The following is a 24,584-nucleotide window of genomic DNA, read 5'->3' as shown; positions in this document are numbered from 1 at the left end:
CGCCGCGAGGGGGAGCCGATCCGTCACGGGCCTCGTCTCCGAATCGTTACCCGACAGCCCGCTCCGCGGGGAACTGCTCTGCCGCGCCGGGCGTGCTTGACTAAGACCGACTGGACAACGCAGCACTGGACAACGAGGTACGCCGTGACATCCCGCCCTGAAGGCACGCTCCGCCCACCGCGACGCAGACGAGGGGCGCTGATCCCGACGCTCGTGATCGTCGCCGTCCTGGCTGTCGCCTTCGTCCTCTTCGCCCAGGTCTTCACCGACGTGCTGTGGTACCAGCAGCTCGGCTTCCTGGATGTCTTCATCAGGCAGAACCTCGCGCGGGTCATCGTCTTCATCGTGGCGGTGCTCGTCATGGCCGGCGCGATCTACCTCGCGATGCGCAGCGCCTACCGGGCGCGGCCGGTGTACGCGCCCGACGGCGGACCGCAGGATCCCCTCAGCCGCTACCAGGAGCAGCTCGAACCGGTGCGCCGGATCGTCATGGCGGCCGTCCCGATCGTGTTCGGCCTCTTCGCGGGGGCCGCAGCGGCGAGCCAGTGGCAGAAGGTCGTCCTGTTCTTCAACCAGGAGTCCTTCGGGGTCAGCGATCCCGAATTCAACATCGACATCAGCTTCTACCTGATGACGCTGCCGTTCCTCGGCACGCTCGTGGGCTTCCTCCTCGGCGTCGTCGTGATCGCCGGCATCGCGGGGCTCCTGACCCACTACCTGTACGGGTCGATCCGCATCAGCGAGAGCGGGATCTACACGGCGCGGCCGGCGCAGCTCCATCTCGCGATCTCGGGTGCGGCCCTCCTGCTCCTCATCGCCGCGAACTTCTGGCTCGACCGGTACAGCGCCGTCTTCAACGCCTCGGGCCGGGTCTCCGGTGCCCTGTACACGGACGTCAATGCCGTGATCCCGACGAAGGCGATCCTCGCCATCGCCGCCGCGATCGTCGCGGTCCTGTTCATCGTCGCGGCCGTGATCGGCCGCTGGCGGCTGCCCCTCATCGGCACGGCCATGCTCGTCATCACCGGCATCCTGGCCGGCGGCGTCTACCCGTGGGCGATCCAGCAGGTCCAGGTGCGCCCGTCGGAGCAGAACGTCGAGCGGCCGTACATCGAGCGCAACATCAACTCGACGCGCGCGGCCTATGGCTTGGACAAGGTCGAGGTCCAGGACTACAAGGCCACGACGGACGCAACTCCCGGCGCGCTGCGCAAGGACGCCCAGACGACGGCCAACATCCGCCTCCTCGACCCCACGCTCGTCTCGTCGACGTTCCAGCAGCTCGAGCAGTACCGCCCGTACTACCAGTTCGCGCCGTCGCTCAATGTGGACCGCTACACGGTGGACGGGAAGGTCCAGGACACCGTGATCGCCGTCCGCGAGCTCAACCCCCAGGGGCTCTCGCCGAGCCAGCAGTCCTGGTACAACAACCACATCGTGTACACCCACGGCTACGGCGTCGTCGCCGCCTACGGCAACAAGTCCACGGTCGAGGGCAAGCCCGTCTTCATGCAGTCCGGCATCCCCTCCACGGGCGTGCTCGGCACCGACGACAGCTACCAGCCCCGCATCTACTTCGGCGAGTACTCTCCCGAGTACTCGATCGTGGGCGGCCCCGAGGGCTCGCCGGCCCGCGAGCAGGACAGGCCCCAGGGCGGCACGGGGGAGACCCAGTACACGTTCAGCGGCAACGGCGGCCCCAACGTCGGCAGCTTCTTCAACAAGCTCCTGTACGCGGTCAAGTTCCAGAGCACTGACCTCCTCTTCTCCGACGGCGTCAACCCCCAGTCGCAGATCCTCTACGACCGCAACCCGAGGGACCGGGTCCAGAAGGTCGCCCCGTACCTGACCATCGACGGCAACATGTACCCGGCGGTCGTGGACGGACGCGTGAAGTGGATCGTCGACGGCTACACCACGAGCCAGTACTACCCGTACTCCCAGCAGCAGCAGCTGCAGCAGGTGACGGCCGACTCGCTGACCGCGGCCGGCCGCACGAGCCAGCTGCCGGCGTCGACCGTCAACTACATCCGGAACTCCGTCAAGGCCACCGTCGACGCCTACGACGGATCCGTGACGCTGTACGCGTGGGACGACCAGGACCCGCTGCTCAAGGCGTGGGAGAAGGTCTTCCCCAGCACGGTGAAGCCGATCAGCGAGATGTCCGGCAGCCTCATGAGCCACGTCCGGTATCCGGAGGACCTGTTCAAGGTCCAGCGCGAGCTCCTCGGCCGCTACCACGTGACGGATCCGGACAGCTTCTACAAGAACGACGACGTCTGGAGCGTCCCGAACGACCCGACCGTGACGACGACGGGCGTCAAGCAGCCGCCGTTCTACATGAGCCTCCAGATGCCGGACCAGACGGCGCCGGCGTTCCAGCTCACCTCGAGCTACATCCCGCAGATCGTGGAGGGCGGAACCTCGCGCGAGGTCATGTACGGATTCCTGGCAGCGGACTCGGATGCCGGCAGCAAGGCCGGCGTGAAGGGCACGGAGTACGGGAAGCTGAGGCTCCTGCAGCTGCCGACCGACACCCTGGTCCCTGGCCCGGGACAGGTCCAGAACAAGTTCAACTCGGATCCGAGCGTCTCCCAGGCCCTCAACCTCCTGAGACAGGGCGCCTCGGACGTGCTGAACGGCAACCTCCTGACCCTGCCTGTCGGCGGCGGCCTCCTGTACGTGCAGCCGGTGTACGTCAAGTCGACCGGCACCACCTCGTACCCGACCCTCCAGCGCGTGCTCGTCGCGTTCGGCGACAAGATCGGCTTCGCCCCGACGCTCGACGCCGCCCTCGACCAGCTCTTCGGCGGCGACTCGGGGGCGACGGCCGGGGACTCCGACAAGAACAAGCCGGGCCAGACCCAGCCGACCCCGCAGGCGCCGACGGGCAACGCGGCCGCAGACGCCCAGGCCCAGCTCAAGGCGGCCCTCCAGGATGCGAGCCAGGCAATCAAGGACGGACAGACCGCCCTCGCATCGGGCAACTTCGCCGCCTACGGCGAGGCGCAGCAGAAGCTGAGCGCGGCGCTGCAGCGGGCCATCGACGCCGAGGGGAAGGTCGCGCAGGCCGGCGGCTCGGCCGGTTCCGGTGCTTCGCCGACTCCGACTCCCACCCCGACCCCCAGCAAGACCGGCTAGCGGATCGGACCGGAGTCCAGGACTGCAGCGGCGGCGCCCCGACCTCGTGGCCGGGGCGCCGTCCGCTGATCCCGGGGGGAGTTCAGCCCGATTTGGTCCCCCGTTCGCCTGTTGGTAGTGTTGTGAGTGCGCCGCGGGGTGGAGCAGTTCGGTAGCTCGCTGGGCTCATAACCCAGAGGTCGCAGGTTCAAATCCTGTCCCCGCAACGAGAAGCGAAGGCCCCGGACCATCTGGTCCGGGGCCTTCGCCGTGTCCCGATCTTCTTCCGCGGCCGTCAGAGGCGGCCTCAGAGCTTGTCGAAGTCCGCCTCGTCGACGGCCGGCGTCGAACCCGCCCCTGCGGCCGTGCCCGAGGTTCCGGCGCTGCCGATCGCGGCAGGGGAGCCGCCCTGCTTGAGCGCCGCAAGGCGCGCCTCGATCTCGGTCCGCTCCCCGAGGTCCTCAAGCTCGTTGAACTGGGCGTCGAGGCTGCTTGCCGCGAGCTCCTGCTGGCCCCGGACCCTGGCTTCCTCGCGGCGGACCTTCTCCTCGAACCGCGAGACCTCGCTCGTGGGATCCATGATGTCGATGCTCTTGAGCGCATCGTGGACCTGGGTCTGCGCGGCGGCCGTCTTGGCGCGGGCCACGAGCTCGTTCCGCTTGGCCGTGAGCTCGTTCAGTTTGCCCTTCATCTGCTCGAGGCCGGTCTTGAGCCGGTCGACCACCTCCGACTGGGTCGCGATGGTGGGCTCGGCGGCCTTGGCCTCGTTCTCCGACGAGATCTGGCGCTGGATCGCCACCTTGGCCAGGTTGTCGAACTTGGCGGCGTCCGTCGAGTTGCCGGCAGCCCGGAATTCGTCCGCCTTGCGGGACGCGGCGAGCGCCTTGTTCCCCCAGTCCTGGGCGGCCTTGACGTCCTCGGCATGGTCGTCCTCGAGCATCCGGAGGTTGCCGATGGTCTGGGCGATCGCAGACTCCGCCTCGGCGATGTTGTTGGTGTAGTCGCGGACCATCTGGTCCAGCATCTTCTGGGGGTCCTCGGCCTGGTCCAGCAGGGCGTTGATGTTCGCCTTCGCCAGCTGGGCGATGCGGCCGAAGATGGACTGCTTGGTCATGGTGCTCCCTTTCGTAGGTGTGGAACGGTCGTCGAGGGACGCGTACCCCCGTGTGCGGCCTAGAAGCTGCCGCCGTCGCCGCCGAAGTCCCCTCCGCCGCCGAAGCCTGAATCGAAGCCGCCGCCTCCGCCGCCCCAGCCCCCGCCGAAGCCGCCGCCATCGCCCCAGCCGCCACCGCCGCTGTGGTGGTGGCCGCCCGAGAGGATCGAGTTGATGATGATGCCGCCGAGGACCGCGCCCGCGATGCCGCCCCCGTCGCGGCGCCCCCCGAACATGCCGCCGTAGCCCGGTCCTCCGCCCCACCCGGCGAACTGGTCCACGTCCTGCTGCGCGATCTGCGCGGCCTGGGCTGCAAGGGCGTTCGCCTGCTGCGCGTAGGCGAGCGCGGTGACCGGGTCCGTGCGGGAGATCGAGAGTGCATAGTCGAGGTTCCGCTGGGCCTCGGCGAGGCGGGTCCTCGCCTCTGTGCCGACCCCGCCGCGGCGTGCCGCGATGTAGTCGCTCGCAGCACCGATCTGTGCCTGTGCGCTGGCGACCGCCTGCTGGAGCGAGGCTTCGGCCCGCTGCACCTGCTGCTGCCGGTCGCGCACGCCTGTGAGGGCCTCGTCGAGCTGCTGATGGGCTGCCTCCACACGTCCCAGAGCGGCCACCGGGTCGATCTTGGGGGAGGCGGAAAGCTCCTGCTGCACCTGGCCGAGCGCCGCGTCCACGGCCGCGATGGGACCGGTCAGCTCGGGGTGCTGGCCCGAGCCGGCCAGGGCCTTGGCCTGGGCCAGGTCGCCCTGGGTGTCGGCAAGCGCGGCGTCGAGGCTGGTGCGGGCGTCGTCGAGCGAGGATGCGGCCTTGTCGATCGCGTCGAGGAGCACCCTCGCCTGGTGGAGCGCCTCCTCGGCGGCCCGGACTGCGACGGCGGCGGGGCTCGTCTCGCCGTCTGCGAGCTTCTGCCGGGCGGTCGAGGAGGCGTTCTCCACGAAGGCGAGCCGCTCCTTCGCCTGGGTGATGTTGTCGGCCACGTGCTTGAGGGCGGAGTCGGCGTACTTGGCGCGCAGCTGGCCGAGCTCCGCCTCTGCGGCCACAAGGCGGGAGTTGGCCTCCGCAGAGCCGCTGGCGACGTCGTTCAGTGCGGACGGCGCGTTGCGCTCGAGTTCGCGGAGGGCATCGAAGTCCGCCTTCTGCTCCGCGAGGGACGCAATCGCCGCCTCGGACCGGCGGATGATCTCGCCGAGCCAGGTGCGCTGCTGCTCCTCCGTGTCCGGGACGTGGTCGTCGAGCTGCTGCTGGAGCTTGAAGGACTCGCCCATGTGGGCCTTGGCGTCGGCGAGCGCCTTCGTGAAGGCGCCCACGGCCTCGGTGCCGTAGGAGGCCTCGGCGAAGCCGAGCTCCTGCTCGCTCGAGCGGATCGCGTCGTCCGCGCGGACCAGCAGCCCGTTGGCCTTGGTCCGCAGCTCGGCGACGCTCAGGCCCGCGAGAGGATCCCGCTCTCCCTCGCGGGGCCCGAGTGTTTTGGCGCCGCCTTGCCGGGCAGCCGGTCCCCTGCGGCGGCGGGCGATGAGGTAGGCGCCTGCGGCGCCCGCGACGACGACGCCGCCTCCGATCAGCCACGGGGCGGCGCCCGCGCCCGAGGAGGGAGTCCCGCTGCCCCCGCCGGCGGCGTCCCCGACGGCCTTCGCGGTGTCGATGGCGGCCTGCGCGAAGTCGCGCTTCCCTCCGGCGAGGTTCGGGGTGACGGCGTTCTGGGCGATGGCCGAGATCTTGGAGTAGACCTTGGTGTTCTGCGTGTTGGCGAGGATCTCGTACTGGCCGGCGGTGGCGATCGCGAGGAGGACGTCCGCGCTCCCCATGCCCTTGTTCTTCGCTACCGCTTTGGCCCACTCCGTGCGGTCGCCCGGGTTGGTGAAGGAGTCCACGATGACGACGTACAGGTTGATGCGGTGCTGGGAGAGGAGGTCCCCGATGGCCTTCTGCACCTCGTCCTTCCGGCCGCCGAGGGCGCCCTGGGGATCGACGACGTTCGTGCCGGAGGGAATCGTGACGGGGTCGGTGGCCCAGGCCGCTGCCGTTGCCGGGAAGAGCATCAGCAACGCTGCCGCCAGGGCACTCAGGAGTGTCTTCGCCGTCGAACGCATGGGCCACCCTTCGCTCAGCCCGGAGGCTCCGGCCCCCGGTTCGGCACAGCCCCCTGCACGCCACGTGACGGGCGGCTGTGGCACGTCACCTTGATTCTAGGGGCGCCCGCAGTGCCCCCGCACGCGTGGGCCTGCGCCCGGAGCGAACGGAGAGGGCCGTGTGAGCAGGAGGCGGCCGCTCCCTGCAGACTCCCAGCCAACTTCCAGAGAACGGAAGCGTGCGGCACAGCTTGACGGGGAATAGTAGGTGCAGAGCAGAAAGGACAGCTGAGATGAACGAGACCTATGGTCGCCCTGATCGTCCCGCAGGAGCCGGAAACGACGCCGGGCAGGACGGGCGCCCGACGCCGGCCGGTGCCGCCGAGCCGCTGACGTCGCCTCGGCAGGACGGCATGGATCGGCCCGCTCGCGAGGCGCAGAACGGAGCCCTGGCAGGGAGCGGCGCCGCCGGCACGGAGCACGGCCAGGTTCCCCCGGCGCCTCCGCAGGCACCGCGTTTCGGCCAGTATGCCCCCACCCAGCAGCATCCGCAGGTCCAGCCGCCCACCCAGCAGCAGGGGCAGGCCCCGCAGGGCGGCCAGCCCAGCCCCGGCAACGCGCCCCACTGGGGCCAGAGCGCCCCGCAGGGCCAGGGCTACCCCGGCCAGCACCCCCAGCACCCCCAGCAGGGCCAGCACCCCCAGCAGGGCCAGCCGTACGGAGGCCCCTCGCCCTTCGGGCCGACAGCTCCGCAGGGCTCCGCGTTCTACCGGAACGACACCCAGCGGCAGCGCCAGGGCCGGTGGGGCACCGGCGTGCTCGTCGGCGGCATGCTCGTCGCAGGCCTCGTCGGCGGAGGCGTCGCAGCCGGTACCTCGAGCCTGTGGGCCCCGAGGGCGGGCACGGTGGCCTCCTCGACGGGCGCGGCCCCCGTGATCGTGAACAACCAGGACAGCGTCAACGCCGTCACTGCTGCCGCGGCCAAGGCCGCCCCGAGCGTCGTCACCATCGGCGTCACCTCGGGCAACTCCTCCGGGACGGGATCGGGTGTGGTGATCGACGACCAGGGCCACATCCTGACCAACACCCACGTCGTGACGCTCGACGGCCAGGTCGCCAACCCGAGCATCGAAGTCCGCGCCAGCGACGGGTCCGTGTACAAGGGCACGGTCGTCGGCACCGATCCGCTGAGCGACCTCGCCGTGGTCAAGATCGAGGGCGCGAACCTCCCGGCCGTGTCCTTCGGGGACTCGTCCAAGCTCAACGTGGGCGACATCGCCGTGGCCATCGGCGCCCCGCTCGGACTCGACAGCACCGTCACCGACGGCATCGTCTCCACCCTCAACCGCACCATCTCGGTGGCCTCCTCGGCCGCACCCCAGGGCGGCGACAGCTCGCAGGGGGACAACGGCCAGGGCTTCCAGTTCGCGCCGCCGAACGGCCAGTCGCAGCGGCAGTCGGCCCAGTCCACCGTGAGCATCAACGTCATCCAGACGGACGCGGCGATCAACCCGGGCAACTCGGGCGGCGCGCTCGTGAACAGCAAGGGGGAGCTGGTCGGGATCAACGTGGCGATCGCGTCGACGGGGCAGGGCTCCACGAGCTCGAGCTCCGGAAACATCGGAGTGGGCTTCAGCATCCCCGCGAACTACGCCCACCGGATCGCCCAGGAGATCATCGCCGACGGCAAGGCGACCCACGGCCAGCTGGGCGTCTCGGTCCAGCCCAAGGCCGCCAACGGTTCGAACTCGTCCTTCTCGGTGGGTGCCCAGGTCGCCGAGGTCACGAGCGGCTCGGCCGCGGACAAGGCCGGCATCAAGGTCGGCGACGTCATCACCGGCTTCGCGGGCCGGCACATCGGCGATGCGAGCGAGCTCACCGCGGCCGTCCGCGAACAGGCCGGAGGCTCCACCGCCAAGGTGAGCCTCCAGCGCAACGGGCAGAACATGGATGTGGACGTCACGCTCGGGACGGCCAAGTAGGGCGCGGCGCGACCGGCTTCGGGCCGGCGCCGTGACGAGCGGCGCGAAGCAGCGCACGACGGCGAGCGCGGGCACCCAGCCTGCGCTCGCCGTCGTGCGTCTGGTCGCCGGGCCGGCCCGCCCGGGCCTGCGTGCGCATTCCGGCTCCGCGAACCGACACACGGAGTCAAACGGGGGAGCGCGGGGGCAGCGGCGTGTGGTTAGCTAGGGCGTGCCCGGCTGCCGCACGCATGCCGGACGCGCGAGCGCGCCCGCCCCGCGGGCCGGCGGCACCCCTGCCGCGCGAGTGACCCCGCCCGCGCCAAGCGGCGAAGATGGAAGGCCATGGACTGTGGGAGACACCCTCAAGATCGTCGTGCTGGTCAAGCACGTCCCTGATGCGCAATTCGACCGTCACATCGGCAGCGAGCGCACCCTCGACCGCTCCGAGAGCATCCTCTCCGAGCTCGACGAGTACCCCCTCGAGGCAGCGCTGCAGCTGTCCGAGGCCCGCGGCGGCGACAAGGGAGGCAACGAGGTCATCGCCCTGACGATGGGCGGCCCCGACGCTGCGAACGCCCTCAAGAAGGCCCTGCAGATCGGCGCCAGCTCGGCGGTGCACCTCAGCGACGAGGCGCTCGCGGGCTCGGACGCCTGGGCGACCGCGCTGGCCCTCGCGGCGGCCATCCGCCACATCGGCGACGTGGACCTCGTCCTGACGGGAATGGCCTCGACCGACGGCGAGACCTCCCTCGTCCCGGCCCAGCTCGCGGAGCGGCTCGACCTGCCGCAGCTGACCTTCGCCTCCTCGCTCGAGGTCGAGGGCCGCACCGCCCGCATCAAGCGCGACGGCGACGGCCACTCGGACACGGTCGAGGCCGAGCTGCCCGCGCTCGTGTCGGTGACCGACCAGATCAACGAGCCGCGCTACCCGAACTTCAAGGGCATCCTCGCGGCGAAGAAGAAGAAGATCGCCACCGTGACCCTTGCCGACCTCGGGGTCGACGCCGGCCGGGTCGGCGCCGCCGGCTCGCTCACCGCGGTCGAGTCCGCCGAGCCGCGGCCGGCCCGCACCGCCGGGACGATCATCACGGACGAGGGTGACGCCGGCGTCAAGCTCGTCGACTTCCTGGCCGCCCAGAAGCTCATCTGAGGGAGAGAGAACTCATGACTGCAGCAAATGTCCTGGTTGTCCTCGACGCCCCCGGAGCGTCCCTCACGAAGTCCCAGCGGGAGGTCCTCACCGCCGGACGCATCCTCGGAACCATCGCTGTCGCCGCGACCGGCCCGGTCTCCGATGCGGTGCGGGGCGAGCTCGCCGACTACGGCGCCGAGGCCGTGTACGTGCCTGAGGGTGCCGACCTGTCCGGGTACCTCGTCGGCCCCTCGGCCGCCTGGGCCGCCGACGTGGTCGCCGCGGCAGGTGGGATCACCGCCGTCGTGCTCGACAACTCGCCGACCGGCAAGGAGACCGCGGCGCGGCTCTCCGTGCGGCTCGACGCCGGCGTGGTCACCGACGTTGTGGCCCTCGAGGCCGACGGCACGGTGCACAAGTCCGTCCTCGCCGGGTCCTACGAGGTCAGGGCCCGTGCCACGAGCGCCGTCGCCATCGTCACGGTCAAGCCGAACAGCGTCGAGGCTGCGCCGGCCGGGGCGGCGGGCGCGGCGGAGCCCGTGACTGTTCCCGTCCCGCAGGCCGCGCTCGCCCGCGCCGCCCGCGTGACCGGCCGGACCGAGAAGCCCGTCACCGGGCGGCCCGAGCTCACCGAGGCGCGCGTCGTCGTGGCCGGGGGACGCGGGACCGACGGGGACTTCGGGCCCATCGAGGAGCTCGCCGACGCCCTCGGCGGGGCGGTCGGCGCCTCCCGCGCCGCGGCCGACGCCGGGTGGGTCAGCCACGACCTCCAGGTGGGCCAGACGGGCAAGACCGTCTCGCCGCAGCTCTACATCTCCGCAGGGATCTCGGGCGCCATCCAGCAGAAGGCCGGCATGCAGACCGCCAAGGTCATCGTCGCGGTCAACTCGGACCCCGAATCCCCGGTGTTCGAGATCGCGGACCTCGGCATCGTCGGGGACCTCTTCGAGGTCCTCCCGCAGGCCGCGGCCGAGATCAAGCGGCGCCGCGGCTGATGCCCGAGGCCCCTGCAGCCACCGGGCCCTTCGACCCGGCACGCCACGCGGTGCGCCGGGTCGTGGCCTTCGGGGCACACCCGGACGACCTGGACTTCGGCGTCTCCGGGACGGTCGCAGCGTGGACGGCCGCCGGCGTCGAGGTGCACTACTGCATCATGACCGACGGCGACGCGGGCGGCTTCGACCCGGCCCACCGGGCCAGCATCGTCGCCATGCGGCACGAGGAGCAGCGCTCCGCGGCCGCGCTCGTCGGGGTGGACGACGTCCACTTCCTCGGCTACCGGGACGGGTACCTCGAGCCGTCGCACGAGGTGATGCGCGACGTGGTCGAGCTCATCCGGCGGGTGCGGCCCGACGTCGTGCTCGCGATGCACCCCGAGCGGAACTGGGACCGCATCCAGAAGTCCCACCCGGACCACCTCGCCTGCGGCGAGGCGGTCACCCGGGCCATCTACCCGGCGGTGGAGAACCCCTTCGCCTACCCCGAGCTCGCCGAGGCCGGGCTGGACGCCTACCGCGTGCCGTGGCTGTGGCTCTACGCAGGCCCGGCCGAGCGGACCAACCACCGCGTGGACGTGAGCGCATTCGTCGACACGAAGATCACCGCGCTCCAGGTGCACATCAGCCAGCACCCCGACGTCGCCGCCATGGAGGAGTCGGTGCGCAGCCGCATGCGGGCCAGCGCCTCTGCCGCAGGGCTCGCCGAGGGGTCCTCGGCCGAGGAATTCCACGTCGTCTCGGTCAACAACCCGGAGACGATCGCCGGATTCTGACGGCCGCGGGCTCGCGCCGGAGCCTCAGAGCTGCGCGCCGGCGTACCCGTTCTGGCGCCATGCCTCGTACACGGCAATCGATGCCGCGTTGGCGAGATTCAGCGAGCGGCGCGAAGGCTGCATCGGGAGGCGGACGCGCGCGGTGAGACGGGGGTCGGCGAGGACGTCCTCAGGCAGCCCCACGGACTCCGGCCCGAAGAACAGCACGTCGCCGGGACGGTAGTCGACGTCCGCGAACTGCGTGTCGCCGTGGGACGTGAAGGCGAAGACGCGGGCGGGCAGGAGTGCCGTGAAGGCGTCGTCCAAGCTCTTGTGCACGGTCACGACGGCGAGGTCATGGTAGTCGAGGCCGGCACGGCGGAGTTTCGCGTCCTCGAAATCGAAGCCGAGGGGCTCGACGAGATGCAGCTCGGAGCCCGTCACCGCGGCGAGCCGGATGGCGTTTCCCGTGTTGCCGGGGATCTCGGGGGTGTAGAAGAGGATGCGGAACACGCCCTCCATCCTACGGCCGCCGCGGCGCGGCACCGCGACGGTGCGCGGCGGCTGGGCCGCGAGCCTCAGTGCAGCCCGGTGAGCAGGCGCGCGAACGCCGGGACGAACACGACGTTCGGCTGCGGGCCGGAGGCGAGGAAGAACGTGAGCTCGCGGAGGAACTTGGCCGCGTTGCGGGGTTCGATGAGCCCCTCCGTCCCGCGGCGGACATCGATCACCGGCTCGTGCAGGTTCTCCTGGGGTGTCTGCACGAGCACGAACCCCTGGACGTTGAGCTCGGGGAACAGGTTCTGGAAGTGCCGGACCTGTTCGGCAAGGCGCGGCGGAGCGACCACGCGGCCGCCGTGCAGCAGGTGCGCGCCGTCCCACGCGTAGTTGCCCGCCGGCACGAGCATCGAGTCCACGAGCGCGAGCCGGTAGCCGGCCAGGACCGCGTGGGCGATGTGCACCGATGAGGCGGGGGAGCGGAGGCCGTTGAAGAGCCGCGCGGCGGGGATCGAGGTCAGGACCTGGCGCCGGATCAGCGCGGCCGTCCGCAGCTCCCGCTGGATGCGGGCGTCTGCGCCGAACAGGCCCCTGCGGCGGGGGACGCCGTGCTCGGCACGCGCGGCGACCTCGGCGGGGACGAGCGGGGTGGTCCCGGGCGCGAACGGAGGCACGTACACCGCAGGCTCGCCCGACGGATTGCGCCGTCCCGCCTCGCGGGAGGCGGCCCGCGCGCGGAAGCTGCCGCCCGGCGTCGTGCGCCCCGCTCCGGACGACGGCGGCGTCCCCGCCCCGGCGCCGCGGGCGGACTCCTGCTGGGGTGCCGAGGTGAAGTAGCTGCGGTCGTACTCGGTGCGCCGCTTCGGGTCGGAGAGGACCTCATAGGCGAGGGTGACGCGCCGGAACTCGATGACGTCGCCGCCATGGTCCGGGTGGTGCAGGCGCGCGGCACGGCGGTACGCGCGCTTGAGGTCGGCCTCGCTGGCTGTCACGGGCACGCCGAGGACCTCGTAGTGCGAGGGGACGTGCGGCGGCATGCTCCCATCCTAGGGGCGCCGCACCCGCAGATTCTGGGCATCCGCTGGAATAATCCTGAGCATGCCCTCCCCGCGCCCTCTACGGCTGGTTCTCGCCGTCAACCCCGCTGCCTCGTCCGGACAGGGCGGGGTCCGGGCGCGGGAGGCCGCTGCCCTCCTGAGGGCCCGCGGCGCCACTGTCACCGAACTCGTCCGGGGGAGCGGCTCGGCCCTTGCGGCAGCGGTGGCCGGGGAGATCGACGGCGCCGATGCCGTCCTGGTGGCCGGCGGGGACGGGACGGTGAACCTCGTGGCGAACGTCCTCGCGGGTACCGGCGTGCCCCTGGGCGTCATCCCGGCCGGGACGGGCAACGACGCCGCGCGCCTCCTGGGCGTCCCGCTCGGGTCGGTGCAGGGTGCCGTGGAGGCGGCGCTCTCGGCGCTGGAGCTCCCGCCGAAGTCCCTGGACCTGGGCCTGATCGAGTGGGACGGCGGCCAGCGGCACTTCCTTGCTGTCGCCTCGGCCGGCTTCGACGCCCGCGTCAATGAACGGGCGAACTCCTGGCGCTGGCCCCGCGGGGCGGCGAAGTACACGCTGGCCCTCCTGCGCGAGCTGGCCACCTTCAGGCCCATTCCGTTCGAGCTCACGGTCGACGGCACGCCCCGGAACGAGCGGGCGATGCTCGTCTCGGTCGCCAACGGGCCGTCCCTCGGGGGAGGGATGCGCGTGGCGCCCGAGGCCCGCGCGGACGACGGCGTGCTGGACCTGTTCGTCGTGCGTCCCCTGACGCGGCTCGCCCTCCTGGGGGTCTTCCCCAAGGTCTTCCGCGGGCAGCACGTGGGGCATCCCGCCGTCGACCTCTCGCGCGCGTCCAAGGTCTCGCTGGGCGGTCCCGGCGTGGTCGTGTACGCGGACGGCGAGCGGGTTGCGCCTGCCCCCGTCACCATCAGCGTGGTTCCCGGTGCCCTCGCGGTCCTGGCCGCGCCGGCCTCCTCGGACCCCCAGCGGTCCGGGGCGGCCTGACGGGCCAGCAGAGAGGCCTGCGGGCCGGCCGGGTCAGGCCCGGCGCGAGGCGAGGCGGTTGAGGGCGAGCGCGCCGACCATGAGGCCGAAGTCGCGCAGCGCGACGTCGAACCCGTGCCCCAGCACGAGCAGATTGACGATGATCCCGAGCAGCCAGAGGGCGACGACGAGCGATCCCCACTTCGCCCGCCACGCGACGAGGAGGCCAGCGATGATCTCCACGACCCCGACGGCATACATGAACGTCTGGGGGCTGACCGGCACCACTGTGGTGGCGACCGGGGCGAGGTAGTTGGGCCAGTACGTGAGGATGTTGAAGAACTTGTCGAGGCCGAAGAGGATCGGCGCCACGACGTAGAGCGTCCGCAGCATGTAGAACGCCTGGTCCGCCGGCGCCATGGCCATGGCTCCCGAGCGGCTTGCTGCCGCGGTCCGGAACCGTCCGTGTGGGGCTGACGTGGCTGACATGATGTCTCCTTCCAAAACGGGTAACTCCGATTTTAGATTTGCGCCGCCTCTAAAACAAGGAATTCCTTTTTTGGACGTACCATTGAGGCATGCCCGTTCCGTCCAGCCATGGTGCCCAGCAGCCGCTCGGGTGGCGGGCCCGCCTGGGCGCCCTCGGCTCCCTGGGCGAGGAGCGCCGCCGTGCGCTCTACCTCTTCGTGCGCGGGGCGGGCCGACCGGTGGGCCGGAACGAGGCCGCGGACGCCGTCGGCCTCTCCCGCGGCACCGCCGCGGCGCACCTGGACCGGCTCGTGGACGACGGCGTGCTGGTCGCCACGTTCGCCAAGCCCGCCGGCAGCGGTGGTCCCGGCTCCGGACGGCCGTCCAAGTTCTACGAGCCCGCGGTGCAGGAAGTCGTCGCGGCAGTCCCGCAGCGGTCCTACGAGCTCGCGGGAGAGCTGCTCGCCGCGGCCGCGGAGCGCTCGATCGCCGAGGGCGAGCCGATGGCCGCGTGCATCGCCGCCGTGGGCCGTGCAGCGGGGGAGTCCCTCGGCCGCGCGCACGGCAGCATCGGCGCGGTGCTCGAGGCCGCCGGGTACGCCCCGCGCTCCTCGGCGGACGGCGGGATCGAGCTGTCCAACTGCCCCTTCCACCGGCTCTCGCGCGAGTACCGGGGGGTGGTGTGCAGCCTCAACGGCGCCCTCCTGGACGGCGCGCTCGCCGGCTGCGGGGACGGACAGCACGGGATCGAGCCCGTGGACCCCGACGGGCCGGGCCACGAGTGCTGCGCCCGGGTCGTGCCCCGCCCCTGACGCGCGCGGGGGAGGCTGCCGCGGACTCCCGCCACCGGCGCGTCCTACAGTGGATGGGTGCCCGTCTACCTCGACCACGCCGCCACCACCCCGGTGACGCCCGCTGCGCTCGCCGCGTACACCGCCCAGATCGCGCGCGGCGGCAACCCCTCCTCGCTCCACGCCGCGGGCCAGTCCGCGCGGCGCGCCCTCGAGGACGCCCGCGAGTCCCTCGCGGCCTCCCTCGGCGCGCACCCCACGGAGGTCGTCTTCACCTCCGGCGGCACCGAGGCGGACAACCTCGCCGTCAAGGGCCTCTACTGGTCCCGCCAGGCCGAGGACCCGCGGCGCACCCGCATCCTGTGCTCGGGCATCGAGCACCACGCCGTCGCGGACACCGTGGAGTGGCTCGAGGCGCACGAGGGAGCCGAGGCTGTATGGCTGCCGTGCGACGCCGCCGGCGAGATTAGCCTCGAGGCCCTGCGCGAGGAGATCGCGCGGGATCCCGGCGCGGTGGCCCTCGTCGCGCTCATGTGGGCGAACAACGAGGTGGGCACGGTCCAGCCGGTCCGCGAGGCCGTGCGGATCGCGGCCGGGCACGGCATCCCCGTCCACTCGGACGCGGTCCAGGCGTTCGGGCACCTCCCGGTCGACTTCCGCGCCTCCGGCCTCGCGACGATGGCCGTGAGCGGGCACAAGATCGGCGCCCCGGTGGGGGTCGGCGCGCTCGTGGTGCGCCGCGACGTCGTGCTCACCCCGGTCCTGCACGGCGGTGGTCAGCAGCGCGGCCTCCGCTCGGGGACCCTGGACTCCGCGGGCGCGGCCGCCTTCGCTGCCGCGGCGCACGACGCCGTCGCGCACCTTCCCGAGGAGTCGCGCCGGCTCGCGGGGCTGAGGGACCGGCTCCTGGACGGGATAGTGCGCGAGGTGCCGGACGCCGTCGTGAGCGGACCGGCCGACCGCGGCGAGGAAGCCCGCCTGCCGGGGATAGCGCACCTGACGTTCCCGGGATGCGAGGGCGATTCGCTCCTGTTCCTGCTGGACATGGCGGGGATCGCGACGTCGACCGGCTCCGCCTGCACCGCCGGCGTCCCACGCCCGTCACACGTGCTGACGGCAATGGGCCGCACCGAGGACGAGGCCCGGGGTGCCCAGCGCTTCAGCCTCGGCTGGAACTCGACGGAGGCGGACGTGGACGCGCTGCTCGCGGCCATCGGGCCGGCCGTGGCGCAGGCGCGCGCCGCGGGCATGGCCGGCCATGCGAGCACCATCCAGACGGCCAGCACCCGCCGCGCTCCCTGACGCCCCCGTACGTCTGGGGGTCACCTCCTGGAGGTCACGTGAGGTGACCCCCAGGAGGTGACTCCCAGAAGGTGACTCCCAGACGGGAGGGGTCAGACTCCCGCGAGCTCCGGGAGCGGCACCTCGGGGTCGCGCAGCCGCGCCTCGTCCACCGGGGCACGGGAGGCGATGAGCGCCTTGATCGCCTTCTGCTGCCTGGGGGTGTTGACGTTCATCCCGCCCACGACGGCGCCGTCCCTCACCCAGAGCGCGACGAACCCCTCCTTCGCCGCCTCGGGCGTGTCGATCCGGCCCCGCAGGACGAGGTGCGCGCCCCGCACGAGCTGCCCGAACCCCGAGTACTCCATGCTCAGCCCGGCCTGGTCCGTGTAGAAGTAGGGGGCGATGTCCAGCTGCGCGTCGACGCCGAGCATCGCCTTCGCGGCGACCTTGCCGCCGTTGAGCGCGTTCGACCAGTGCTCGCTGCGCACATGGTCGCCCGTGCGCGGCTGGAGGGAGCTCGCGACGTCGCCGGCGGCGAAGATGTCCTCGGCGCTCGTGCGCAACGAGGCGTCGGTGAGGATTCCGTCCCGCAGCCGCAGGCGCGCCTCCTCGGCCAGCGCCGTGTCCGGCTCGACGCCCACGGCCACGAGGACCAGATCCGCCCCGATCCGCTCGCCGGTGTTCAGCACCGTGCCCGCCACGCATTCGCGGTCGGCCGAGGCGACGAATTCGACGGGGTGCGCGGGGAGGCGGAACTGGACGCCCTCGGCCTCGAGCGCGCGGCGGAAGACCTCCGCGAGCGGGCCCTCTAGCTGGCGCAGCACCGAGGCGTGCCGCCCGAGCACGGTGACCTCGTTGCCGTACTCGCGGGCGGCGGCGGCCACTTCGAGGCCGATCCATCCCGAGCCCACGATGACCACCCGTCGCCCGCCGCCCGCGAGCTCCTCGCGTAGTGCGAGGGAGTCCTCGAGCCGCCGGAGGCTGTGCACCCCCTCGAGCTGTGCGCCCGGGATGTCCAGCGCCCGCGGCTGCGCGCCCGTCGCGAGGAGGAGCTTGGAGTACGGGACGAGGGCCTCGCTCTCGAGGCGGAGCATGTGGGCGCCCGGGATGATCTGGGCGGCACGCTCGCCGAGGCGGAGGTCGACGTCGTTCTTCTCGTACCAGCCGGAGGGGTTGACCAGGAGGTCCGCCTCCTTCTCCTGGCCCTTCAGGAACTCCTTCGAGAGCGGCGGCCTCAGGTAGGGTTCGCGGCGCTCGGCGGCGATGATCGTCAGCGGGCCGTCGTAGCCCTCCTGGCGGAGCGTCTTCGCGGCCGATCCTGCCGCGAGGCCCCCGCCCACGATGACAATAGGCTGCTGCACAGTACCTCCCCTGCACGACGGCGGTGCCACGGGCCGGTGCCCCCGCAGCCACCGCAGGGGGCCGCCCGGCCGGGGGCCCCGGACGCTAGAATAGACCGGTGCGAGTTCTGGCAGCCATGAGCGGAGGAGTGGATTCCGCGGTCGCCGCGGCGCGGGCCGTCGAGGCGGGGCACGACGTCGTCGGGGTCCATCTGGCTCTCAACCGCATGCCCGGAACGCTCCGCACGGGCTCGCGCGGCTGCTGCACCATCGAGGACTCCAACGACGCCTGGCGCGCCTGCGACCGGCTCGGGATCCCCTTCTACGTCTGGGACTTCTCCGAGCGGTTCAAGGAGGACGTCGTGGACGACTTCGTCTCCGAGTACGCCGCCGGCCGGACCCCGAACCCGTGCATGCGCTGCAACGAGCGCATCAAGTTCGCCGCGCTCCTCGAGAAGGCCCTCGCGCTCGGCTTCGACGCCGTCTGCACGGGGCACTACGCCAAGGTGGTCAGGGACGCGGACGGCCATCCCCAGCTGCACCGCGCCGCCGACTGGGCCAAGGACCAGTCCTACGTGCTCGGAGTCCTGACCCACGAGCAGCTCGAGCACTGCCTCTTCCCCCTCGCGGACACGCCCTCGAAGGCGGAGGTCCGGGCCGAGGCAGAGCGCCGCGGCCTGTCTGTGGCGGCGAAGCCGGACAGCCACGACATCTGCTTCATCTCCGACGGCGACACCCGCGGCTGGCTCGCCGAGCGGATCGAGATGGAGCCCGGGGAGATCGTCGACGAGACGGGTACGAAGGTCGGCGAGCACTCCGGCGCGAATGCCTACACGGTGGGGCAGCGCCGCGGCCTGCGCCTCGGCCGTCCCGCACCCGACGGCCGGCCCCGCTTCGTCCTCGAGGTCCGGCCGAAGGACAACACCGTGGTGGTGGGGCCCGAGCGGCTCCTCGCCGTCGGGGAGATCCGCGGCATCCGCGTCTCGTGGGCGGGCCTGCCGCCGTCCGAGGCGGAGACAGGCGAGGAGTTCGCCTGCGAAGCCCAGGTCCGCGCCCACGGCGATCCGGTCCCCGCGCGTGCCCGCCTCGAGCCGGCGGCCGTCCCCGGCGCCCCGGACGCGCACGACGGCGAGCTCGTCGTCACGCTCGAGACTCCCCTCCGCGGCGTCGCCCCCGGGCAGACGGTGGTCCTCTACCAGGGGACGAGGGTCCTCGGGCAGGCCACGATCGACGCCGCCCGATCGCCCGAGAGGCTACTTCCCCGCTAGTCGGCCCGGTGCCACAATGGCCCCAGGTCTCACTTCTGCGGGCCCGCGCCTGCGCGGACCCCTCGGCACGAGGCGGCGGCGATGGCACGGGACGACGCTCAGCCCGGGGTAGCCTACGGCGCGGGTCTCGTCAGCCTCACCGTCCTGGCTGAGGGCCCGTTCACCGGCCGGCCCGCCGCGCTCGCCTCCGTGCGGGTGCCCCTCGAACGCGTCCGGAGCGGTCCCATCGGCGCGAGGCTCGACGTCCGGGTGCGCAGGCCAGGGCGCGACGAGGCCCAGCCGATCCCGCTCTCCCTCGACGGCGGTCTGTGGGGGATCGACGACGTGCCGCCGCCGGAGGACACCGAGCAGCTGCTCGCGGACGGGCGCTTCCTCGCCCAGCACGTGTACGCGGTCGCGTCGGACACCCTGCAGATCTTCGAGCGGACCATGGGCCGCAGGCTCGGCTGGGCCGGGGGACACCGGCTCCGCATCGATGCCTACGACCCCGTCGACTTCCGCGACTCGGGCTACGACCCGCAGCGGCAGGCCGTGCGCTTCGGCCACCGCGCCGATCCGCGCAGCAGCCGCCATGTCCCGATGGCCCTGTACCGGGACCTGGTCGCGCACGAGGTGACCCACGCGATCCTCGACGGCTACCGCCCCCGCTGGGCGGACGCGAACGCGCTCCTGGACGGGTTCGCGCTCCACGAGGCCATGGCGGACCTCGTGGCCATGCTCTCGGTGTTCTCCTCCGAGGCCCGGGTCGAGCAGATGCTCCAGGAGGCCGGGATGCAGGGCCGCGGGACGCGGGAGGCGGACGAGAAGATCCTGCGCTCGGGCCTCTTCGGCCTCGCCGACGGCCTCTTCACCCGGTCCGCGGTCCGGCGCCCGCTCGACCGGGAGGTGCCGTTCGAGTGGACCCTCCTCCCGGAGCCTCACGCGCGCGGGGAGATCGTCGTCCAGGCCGTGCTCAACACCGTGGTCGAGCTCTGGAAGCAGCGCCTCGACTGCCCGGGCGGCCGCTCGAGCCGCTTCCAGATCGCGCAGTCCGGCGCCAGAGTGGGACGCCAGGTGCTCGGCATGGTCCTGCGCTCGCTGGCCTACCTCCCGCCCGTCGACCCGACGTGGACGGACCTCCTGCGGGGCATCCTCGCCTCCGACCTCGTCATGATGCCGTACGACACCCCGCCGTGCGGGCGCCCCAGCGGCCCGGACGGGGCCCGGCCGAAGGGCTACCGCGAGGTGCTCCGGGACATGTTCTGGAACATCGACCTCTCGACCGACCCGGACGCGCGGCTCGACGGGCTCGACGACCTCGAGGGCCTGCAGTACCCGGTGCGGCTCTCCGCACTCGCCTCCGATCCCGAGGAGCTCAACCGCTTCGTCTGGGCCAACCCCAGGCTCATGCGGGCCATGGACCTGGACGAGGAGACGAGCATCCGGATCGACCGCGTGCGCCCCACCGTGCGGGTGGGCCCAGACGGCTTCGTTGTCTCGGAGATCTGCGCGTCCTTCGTCCAGGACGTCCGGCTCAGCCGCCGCGAGGCCCGGGACAGGCTCGGGCTCAGGACGGAGGGAGAGGTCGTCGCCGTGCGCGGGGGCGCGGTCCTGCGGTTCGACGAGGGCGGGCGGCTGTGCTTCGCGGCCCTCAAGCCGGTCATGAACGGCGAACGCCAGCAGGCCCGCGCGGCCACTGCGCGGGCCGAGCGGGAGGCGGCTGCCGGAGCCGCGGCGTCGTACCACCAGGAGGGCGAACGTGAGGACCTCCCGGCCTGAGGCGCCGGACGGGCACGGCGAGCAGCACGCGGCGGCGGGCGCGCGCCGTCGGGCCTACCTGCCCCAGACCGCCTCGCGCTGGGCCGCGGTGCCCTCGAGCTGTGCCCGCTGGTCGAACTTCGCGGCGCGCAGCGCCGCCGTGACGGCCCGGTGTGTCGCAGACCTCGAGGCCGTCGGCTGGCTCGTGAGGGCCTCGAGGAGGAAGTGGGTGAAGGCCCCGCTGTAGCGGCCGCCGAACGGGGCATCCGAGGCGGTCTGGTCTGCCCGGCAGGCCGCGAAGAGGACGGGACCGGGGCCCGAGGCGACGAGTTCGCGGAGGCTGTGCGCCGCCGCACCCGGTGCGGCGGCGGCCCCGGCGGGCGCGGGCGGGGCGAGGAACCGGGCGCGGCGGCCGCGCGGCGCGTCGAAGGCGCGCAGCCCCGTCCCGCTGTGGCACGTGTCCAGCACGACGTCGGTGATCACCTGGGCGGGCACGCGCGACAGGAGCGCGTGCAGGTCGTCGTCGACGACCACGCTGCCGCGCTCCCACTGGTCCCCGGCCGTGGTGATGTCGTAGGCGGCGAGGGCTTCGTCCATCCGGTCCGGCTCGTCCGGGTCGGACGCGTCGTCGGGGATCTGGGTGCCGTGGCTCGAGAACGTCAGCACGATCTGCTCGAGACGGCCGTCCACGGCGCGCTCCACCATGTCCCCGATGGCGCCGAGGATCGCGGCCTTCGTCGCGGCAGCGTCGGTGAGGACCGTGACCTCGCCGGGCGCGAAGCCGAACACCCCGGTCAGCGCCGCCGCGATGTCGTGGGCGTCGTTGACGCACCCCGCGAGCCAGCTGTCCTCCGGGAGTGCGGCGAAGCGGTTGATGCCGATGCACAGGGCTGCGCGAGCCATGACGCCCTCCTCCGGGCCCAGCTCCCTGACTACAGGGTAGGCCCCTGTTCGCCGGCCGTACACCTGTCGGACACCGGGCGAAAGCCGGGCGGCACTAGCCTGCCGCTGTCCCTACCCCGTCAGCCCGCAGGAAGAAGGATCCATGCCCGCATCCACCCGTCGTCGCGCCGGAGCCGCTCTCGCCACCGTCGCCCTCACCGCCGCGGTCGCCGCCGTCGCCGGCCCGGCCGTCGCCGGCCCTGCCGTCCCCGCCGCGCCCGGACCCCAGGCCGCCTTCAGCTTCGCCGTCATCGGCGACACGCCGTACGGCGCCTCCGCGGTCGCCGAGTTCCCCGAGCACGTGGCGCAGCTCAACGCCGACTCCTCGCTCGACTTCGTGGTGCACGTCGGCGACATCAAGAACGGCTCGTCGGAATGCTCCGACGCGTACTTCGAGCAGGTCCGCGCAGACTTCGACCGGTTCACGCATCCGCTCGTCTACACCCCGGGCGACAACGAGTGGACCGACTGCCACCGGGCCAACAACGGGGCATACAGCCCGCTCGAGCGCCTCGGCAAGCTCCGCGAGGTGTTCTTCGACGATCCGGGCAAGACCCTGGGCGCCACCATGCCCGTCAGGAGCCAGTCGGAGCTGGGGCTGCCGGAGAACGTCGACTTCACGCGCAACCGCGTCGCCTTCGCAGCCGTCAACGTCCCGGGCAGCAACAACGCGACCCAGCCGTGGACGGGCCGCGGCGAGACAGTGCCGAACCAGGCGCAGCTCGACGAGGTCGCGCACCGCACCGACGCTGTCATCGCGGAGATCAGGAAGACGTTCGCCGAGGCGCGCCAGCGCAACGACCGGACGGTGGCGGTCTTCCAGCAGGCCGACATGTTCGACCCCACCTACACGGTGCCGTGGAGCGACATCAGCGCCTTCACCCCGATCGTGGAGGCGCTCGCCGAGGAGGCCCAGGCCTTCGACGGCGAGGTCTACCTGTTCGACGGCGACAGCCACGTCTACAACGTCGACCGGCCCCTCGCCGCGGGCTCGCCGTGGCTTGCGCGCTACGGTGTGACGGGCTCGGCAGACAACCTCACGCGCGTGACCGTGGACGGATCCTCGAACGCGAAGAACTACCTCCGCGTGAACGTGGCGCCGAACGGTGCCGCGGGCACCGGGGCGCCCGTCCTGAGCTGGGAGCGGGTGCCCTTCAGCGGCTGAGGCGAGTCCCGCCAGAGGAGCGGACGACGGCGCGCCGCCCGCGCGCCGTCGTCCGCGTCCACCGCGAAGGTCACCGTTCGGTCTCAATTCCGTCAAAGAACCGTTTCATTTTGCCCGATAGGTGGTTGAATCAGGTCATCAGGACTGTGCCCTGGGTCACGCTGGCGTATGCGCCGGCATCGGGGCCGGCCAGGACTCGACAAAGAAGGTCATAGATGGCTAAGACCACATCGGCTGTGCGAGGCGCTGTCGCGCTCGTCGGCATCTCCGCCCTCGCCCTCACAGCCTGCACGGGCCCCTCGGGAGGCTCGTCGCCCAGCGGATCCGCAGCGAGCGGACCGATCACCGTCGGCACGACCGACAAGGTCACGTTCCTCGATCCGGCCGGGTCCTACGACAACGGCTCCTTCCTGGTCATGAACCAGATCTTCCCGTTCCTGCTCAATTCGAAGCCCGGCAGCGCCGAGCCCCAGCCGGACATCGCGGAGTCCGCCTCCTTCACCTCCCCGAAGGAGTACACCGTCAAGCTCAAGAGCGGGCTCAAGTGGGCCAACGGGGACACCCTGGACTCCGCCGACGTCAAGTTCTCCTTCGACCGCCAGGTCAAGATCAACGACCCCAACGGGCCGGCGTCGCTCCTCGAGAACCTCGAGAGCACCGAGGCGAAGGATGCCACGACGGTGGTCTTCCATCTCAAGCTTGAGAACGACCAGACCTTCCCGCAGGTCCTCACCGGCCCCGTGGGGCCCATCGTGGACCACAATGTGTTCCCCGCCGACAAGGTCATGAACGACGAGGACATCATCGCCAAGAAGGCCTTCGCCGGCCCGTACACGGTGTCCTCCTACCAGAAGAACCAGCTCGTCTCGTTCAAGGCGAATCCTGACTACAAGGGCCTCCTCGGCGCCCCGAAGACAGACACCGTCAACCTCAAGTACTTCTCCGACTCCAACAACCTCAAGCTCGAGGTCCAGCAGGGCAGCATCGACGTCGCGTGGCGGTCGCTGACCGCGACCGATGTGGACAGCCTCGCGAAGGACTCCAAGGTTGCGGTCCACAAGGGCCCCGGCGGCGAGATCCGCTACATCGTCTTCAACTTCGACACGATGCCCTTCGGTGCCAAGACGCCCGAGGCGGACCCCGCCAAGGCGCTCGCCGTCAGGCAAGCCATGGCCGACCTCGTGGACCGTGATGCGATCGCCCAGCAGGTCTACAAGGGCACGTACACGCCGCTGTACTCGTACGTCGCCGACGGCTTCCTCGGCGCGAAGACACCGCTCAAGGACATGTACGGGGACGGCAGCGGCAAGCCGAGCGCCGACAAGGCCAAGAAGGCCCTTTCGGATGCCGGGATCCAGACCCCGCTCGCCATCAACCTCCAGTACAACCCGGACCACTACGGGAAGTCCTCGGGCGACGAGTACGCGCTCGTGAAGCAGCAGCTCGAGTCGAGCGGCCTCTTCAAGGTGAACCTCCAGTCCACCGAGTGGGTGACCTATCAGAAGGACCGCGCGAAGGACGTCTACCCGATGTACCAGCTCGGATGGTTCCCGGACTTCTCCGACCCGGACAACTACCTCACGCCGTTCTTCACGAAGAACAGCTTCCTGAAGAACCACTACGACAACGCGGCCGTCCAGGACCTCGTCGCCAAGGAGGCGACCAACCCGGACAAGTCCGCCCGCGAGAAGCAGATCCAGGACGTCCAGACGGCTGTCGCGAAGGACCTCCCCACCCTGCCCCTCCTGCAGGGTTCACAGGTCGCCGTGGCGGGGTCCTCGGTCAAGGGCGTCGAGACCACCCTTGATCCCTCGTTCAAGTTCCGCCTCGGCGTCCTGAGCAAGTAGCCCGAACGGAACAGCCCGCCGTCTGGTGGCGGGGTGCTGA

General features: G+C 71.7%; 19 protein-coding genes and 1 tRNA gene. 13 read left to right on the top strand and 7 right to left on the bottom strand.

The window, feature by feature from the left end:
• The first annotated feature begins 144 nt into the window (after positions 1 to 144).
• Both ACQ5BE_RS04385 and ACQ5BE_RS04380 read left to right on the top strand, forming a co-directional pair.
• Positions 145 to 3,141: a UPF0182 family protein gene (locus ACQ5BE_RS04385; protein ID WP_430295648.1), complete on the top strand. Its 2,997-nt coding sequence runs from the start codon at positions 145 to 147 to the stop codon at positions 3,139 to 3,141.
• 132 nt (positions 3,142 to 3,273) lie between these two features.
• A tRNA-Met gene (locus tag ACQ5BE_RS04380) sits at positions 3,274 to 3,347 on the top strand.
• A gap of 80 nt (positions 3,348 to 3,427) precedes the next feature.
• Here the strand turns inward: ACQ5BE_RS04380 and ACQ5BE_RS04375 are convergent.
• Positions 3,428 to 4,234, bottom strand: coding sequence for a PspA/IM30 family protein (locus ACQ5BE_RS04375; protein ID WP_430295647.1), 807 nt, complete (start codon positions 4,232 to 4,234; stop codon positions 3,428 to 3,430).
• 59 nt (positions 4,235 to 4,293) lie between these two features.
• The gene (locus tag ACQ5BE_RS04370; protein WP_430295646.1) at positions 4,294 to 6,360 is read right to left on the bottom strand and encodes a TPM domain-containing protein; all 2,067 of its coding nucleotides are present in this window, start codon (positions 6,358 to 6,360) and stop codon (positions 4,294 to 4,296) included.
• Positions 6,361 to 6,632: 272 nt separating this feature from the next.
• Here ACQ5BE_RS04370 and ACQ5BE_RS04365 point away from each other — a divergent pair, with 272 nt between their 5' ends.
• The 4 genes from ACQ5BE_RS04365 to ACQ5BE_RS04350 all read left to right on the top strand — a co-directional run bounded on the left by ACQ5BE_RS04365 (position 6,633) and on the right by ACQ5BE_RS04350 (position 11,206).
• A complete protein-coding gene (locus tag ACQ5BE_RS04365) occupies positions 6,633 to 8,321 on the top strand; it encodes a S1C family serine protease (RefSeq protein ID WP_430295645.1) in 1,689 nt (562 codons plus the stop codon).
• A gap of 331 nt (positions 8,322 to 8,652) precedes the next feature.
• A complete protein-coding gene (locus ACQ5BE_RS04360) occupies positions 8,653 to 9,453 on the top strand; it encodes an electron transfer flavoprotein subunit beta/FixA family protein (RefSeq protein ID WP_430295644.1) in 801 nt (266 codons plus the stop codon).
• Between the two features lie 14 nt (positions 9,454 to 9,467).
• Entirely contained in the window at positions 9,468 to 10,430 is a 963-nt protein-coding gene (locus tag ACQ5BE_RS04355; protein WP_430295643.1) for an electron transfer flavoprotein subunit alpha/FixB family protein, read from the top strand.
• Positions 10,430 to 11,206, top strand: a complete 777-nt coding sequence (locus tag ACQ5BE_RS04350; RefSeq protein ID WP_430295642.1) for a PIG-L deacetylase family protein — start codon at positions 10,430 to 10,432, stop codon at positions 11,204 to 11,206. The genes ACQ5BE_RS04355 and ACQ5BE_RS04350 overlap by 1 nt, the downstream gene beginning before the upstream one ends.
• Before the next feature lie 24 nt (positions 11,207 to 11,230).
• On the opposite strand, the gene ACQ5BE_RS04345 is transcribed toward ACQ5BE_RS04350, so the two are convergent.
• A complete protein-coding gene (locus ACQ5BE_RS04345; protein ID WP_430295641.1) occupies positions 11,231 to 11,698 on the bottom strand; it encodes a tRNA (cytidine(34)-2'-O)-methyltransferase in 468 nt (155 codons plus the stop codon).
• A gap of 65 nt (positions 11,699 to 11,763) precedes the next feature.
• Positions 11,764 to 12,720: a J domain-containing protein gene (locus ACQ5BE_RS04340; protein ID WP_430295640.1), complete on the bottom strand. Its 957-nt coding sequence runs from the start codon at positions 12,718 to 12,720 to the stop codon at positions 11,764 to 11,766.
• Positions 12,721 to 12,781: 61 nt separating this feature from the next.
• On the opposite strand from ACQ5BE_RS04340, the gene ACQ5BE_RS04335 reads away from it, so the two are divergent.
• Positions 12,782 to 13,723 carry a diacylglycerol/lipid kinase family protein gene (locus ACQ5BE_RS04335; protein ID WP_430295639.1) on the top strand — a complete coding sequence of 314 codons (942 nt, stop codon included), beginning with the start codon at positions 12,782 to 12,784 and terminating at the stop codon, positions 13,721 to 13,723.
• Between the two features lie 33 nt (positions 13,724 to 13,756).
• Here the strand turns inward: ACQ5BE_RS04335 and ACQ5BE_RS04330 are convergent, their stop codons facing one another.
• Positions 13,757 to 14,191: a hypothetical protein gene (locus ACQ5BE_RS04330; protein ID WP_430295638.1), complete on the bottom strand. Its 435-nt coding sequence runs from the start codon at positions 14,189 to 14,191 to the stop codon at positions 13,757 to 13,759.
• An 89-nt stretch (positions 14,192 to 14,280) separates the two neighbouring features.
• Here ACQ5BE_RS04330 and ACQ5BE_RS04325 point away from each other — a divergent pair, with 89 nt between their 5' ends.
• Entirely contained in the window at positions 14,281 to 14,982 is a 702-nt protein-coding gene (locus ACQ5BE_RS04325) for a winged helix-turn-helix transcriptional regulator (RefSeq protein WP_430295637.1), read from the top strand.
• A gap of 57 nt (positions 14,983 to 15,039) precedes the next feature.
• Entirely contained in the window at positions 15,040 to 16,263 is a 1,224-nt protein-coding gene (locus ACQ5BE_RS04320; protein ID WP_430295636.1) for a cysteine desulfurase family protein, read from the top strand.
• Between the two features lie 92 nt (positions 16,264 to 16,355).
• Here ACQ5BE_RS04320 and ACQ5BE_RS04315 read toward each other — a convergent pair whose 3' ends face one another.
• Positions 16,356 to 17,606 (bottom strand): NAD(P)/FAD-dependent oxidoreductase, encoded by a 1,251-nt coding sequence (locus ACQ5BE_RS04315; protein ID WP_430295635.1) that lies wholly within the window; start codon positions 17,604 to 17,606, stop codon positions 16,356 to 16,358.
• 98 nt (positions 17,607 to 17,704) lie between these two features.
• Between ACQ5BE_RS04315 and mnmA the strand changes: the two genes are divergently transcribed.
• The gene (gene mnmA / locus ACQ5BE_RS04310) at positions 17,705 to 18,853 is read left to right on the top strand and encodes a tRNA 2-thiouridine(34) synthase MnmA (RefSeq protein WP_430295634.1); all 1,149 of its coding nucleotides are present in this window, start codon (positions 17,705 to 17,707) and stop codon (positions 18,851 to 18,853) included.
• 81 nt (positions 18,854 to 18,934) lie between these two features.
• On the top strand, positions 18,935 to 20,611 hold the full coding sequence (locus ACQ5BE_RS04305; RefSeq protein ID WP_430295633.1) for a hypothetical protein: 1,677 nt from the start codon (positions 18,935 to 18,937) through the stop codon (positions 20,609 to 20,611).
• A 54-nt stretch (positions 20,612 to 20,665) separates the two neighbouring features.
• Here the strand turns inward: ACQ5BE_RS04305 and ACQ5BE_RS04300 are convergent, their stop codons facing one another.
• Entirely contained in the window at positions 20,666 to 21,493 is an 828-nt protein-coding gene (locus tag ACQ5BE_RS04300) for a caspase family protein (RefSeq protein ID WP_430295632.1), read from the bottom strand.
• Between the two features lie 142 nt (positions 21,494 to 21,635).
• Here ACQ5BE_RS04300 and ACQ5BE_RS04295 point away from each other — a divergent pair, with 142 nt between their 5' ends.
• On the top strand, positions 21,636 to 22,697 hold the full coding sequence (locus ACQ5BE_RS04295) for a metallophosphoesterase (RefSeq protein WP_430295631.1): 1,062 nt from the start codon (positions 21,636 to 21,638) through the stop codon (positions 22,695 to 22,697).
• Between the two features lie 215 nt (positions 22,698 to 22,912).
• The gene (locus ACQ5BE_RS04290; protein WP_430295628.1) at positions 22,913 to 24,544 is read left to right on the top strand and encodes an ABC transporter substrate-binding protein; all 1,632 of its coding nucleotides are present in this window, start codon (positions 22,913 to 22,915) and stop codon (positions 24,542 to 24,544) included.
• Positions 24,545 to 24,584: the final 40 nt, after the last annotated feature.

This window comes from Sinomonas sp. B1-1, assembly GCF_050474465.1.
Classification (GTDB): domain Bacteria; phylum Actinomycetota; class Actinomycetes; order Actinomycetales; family Micrococcaceae; genus Sinomonas; species Sinomonas flava.
This window is presented reverse-complemented; position numbering and strand designations above follow the sequence as displayed.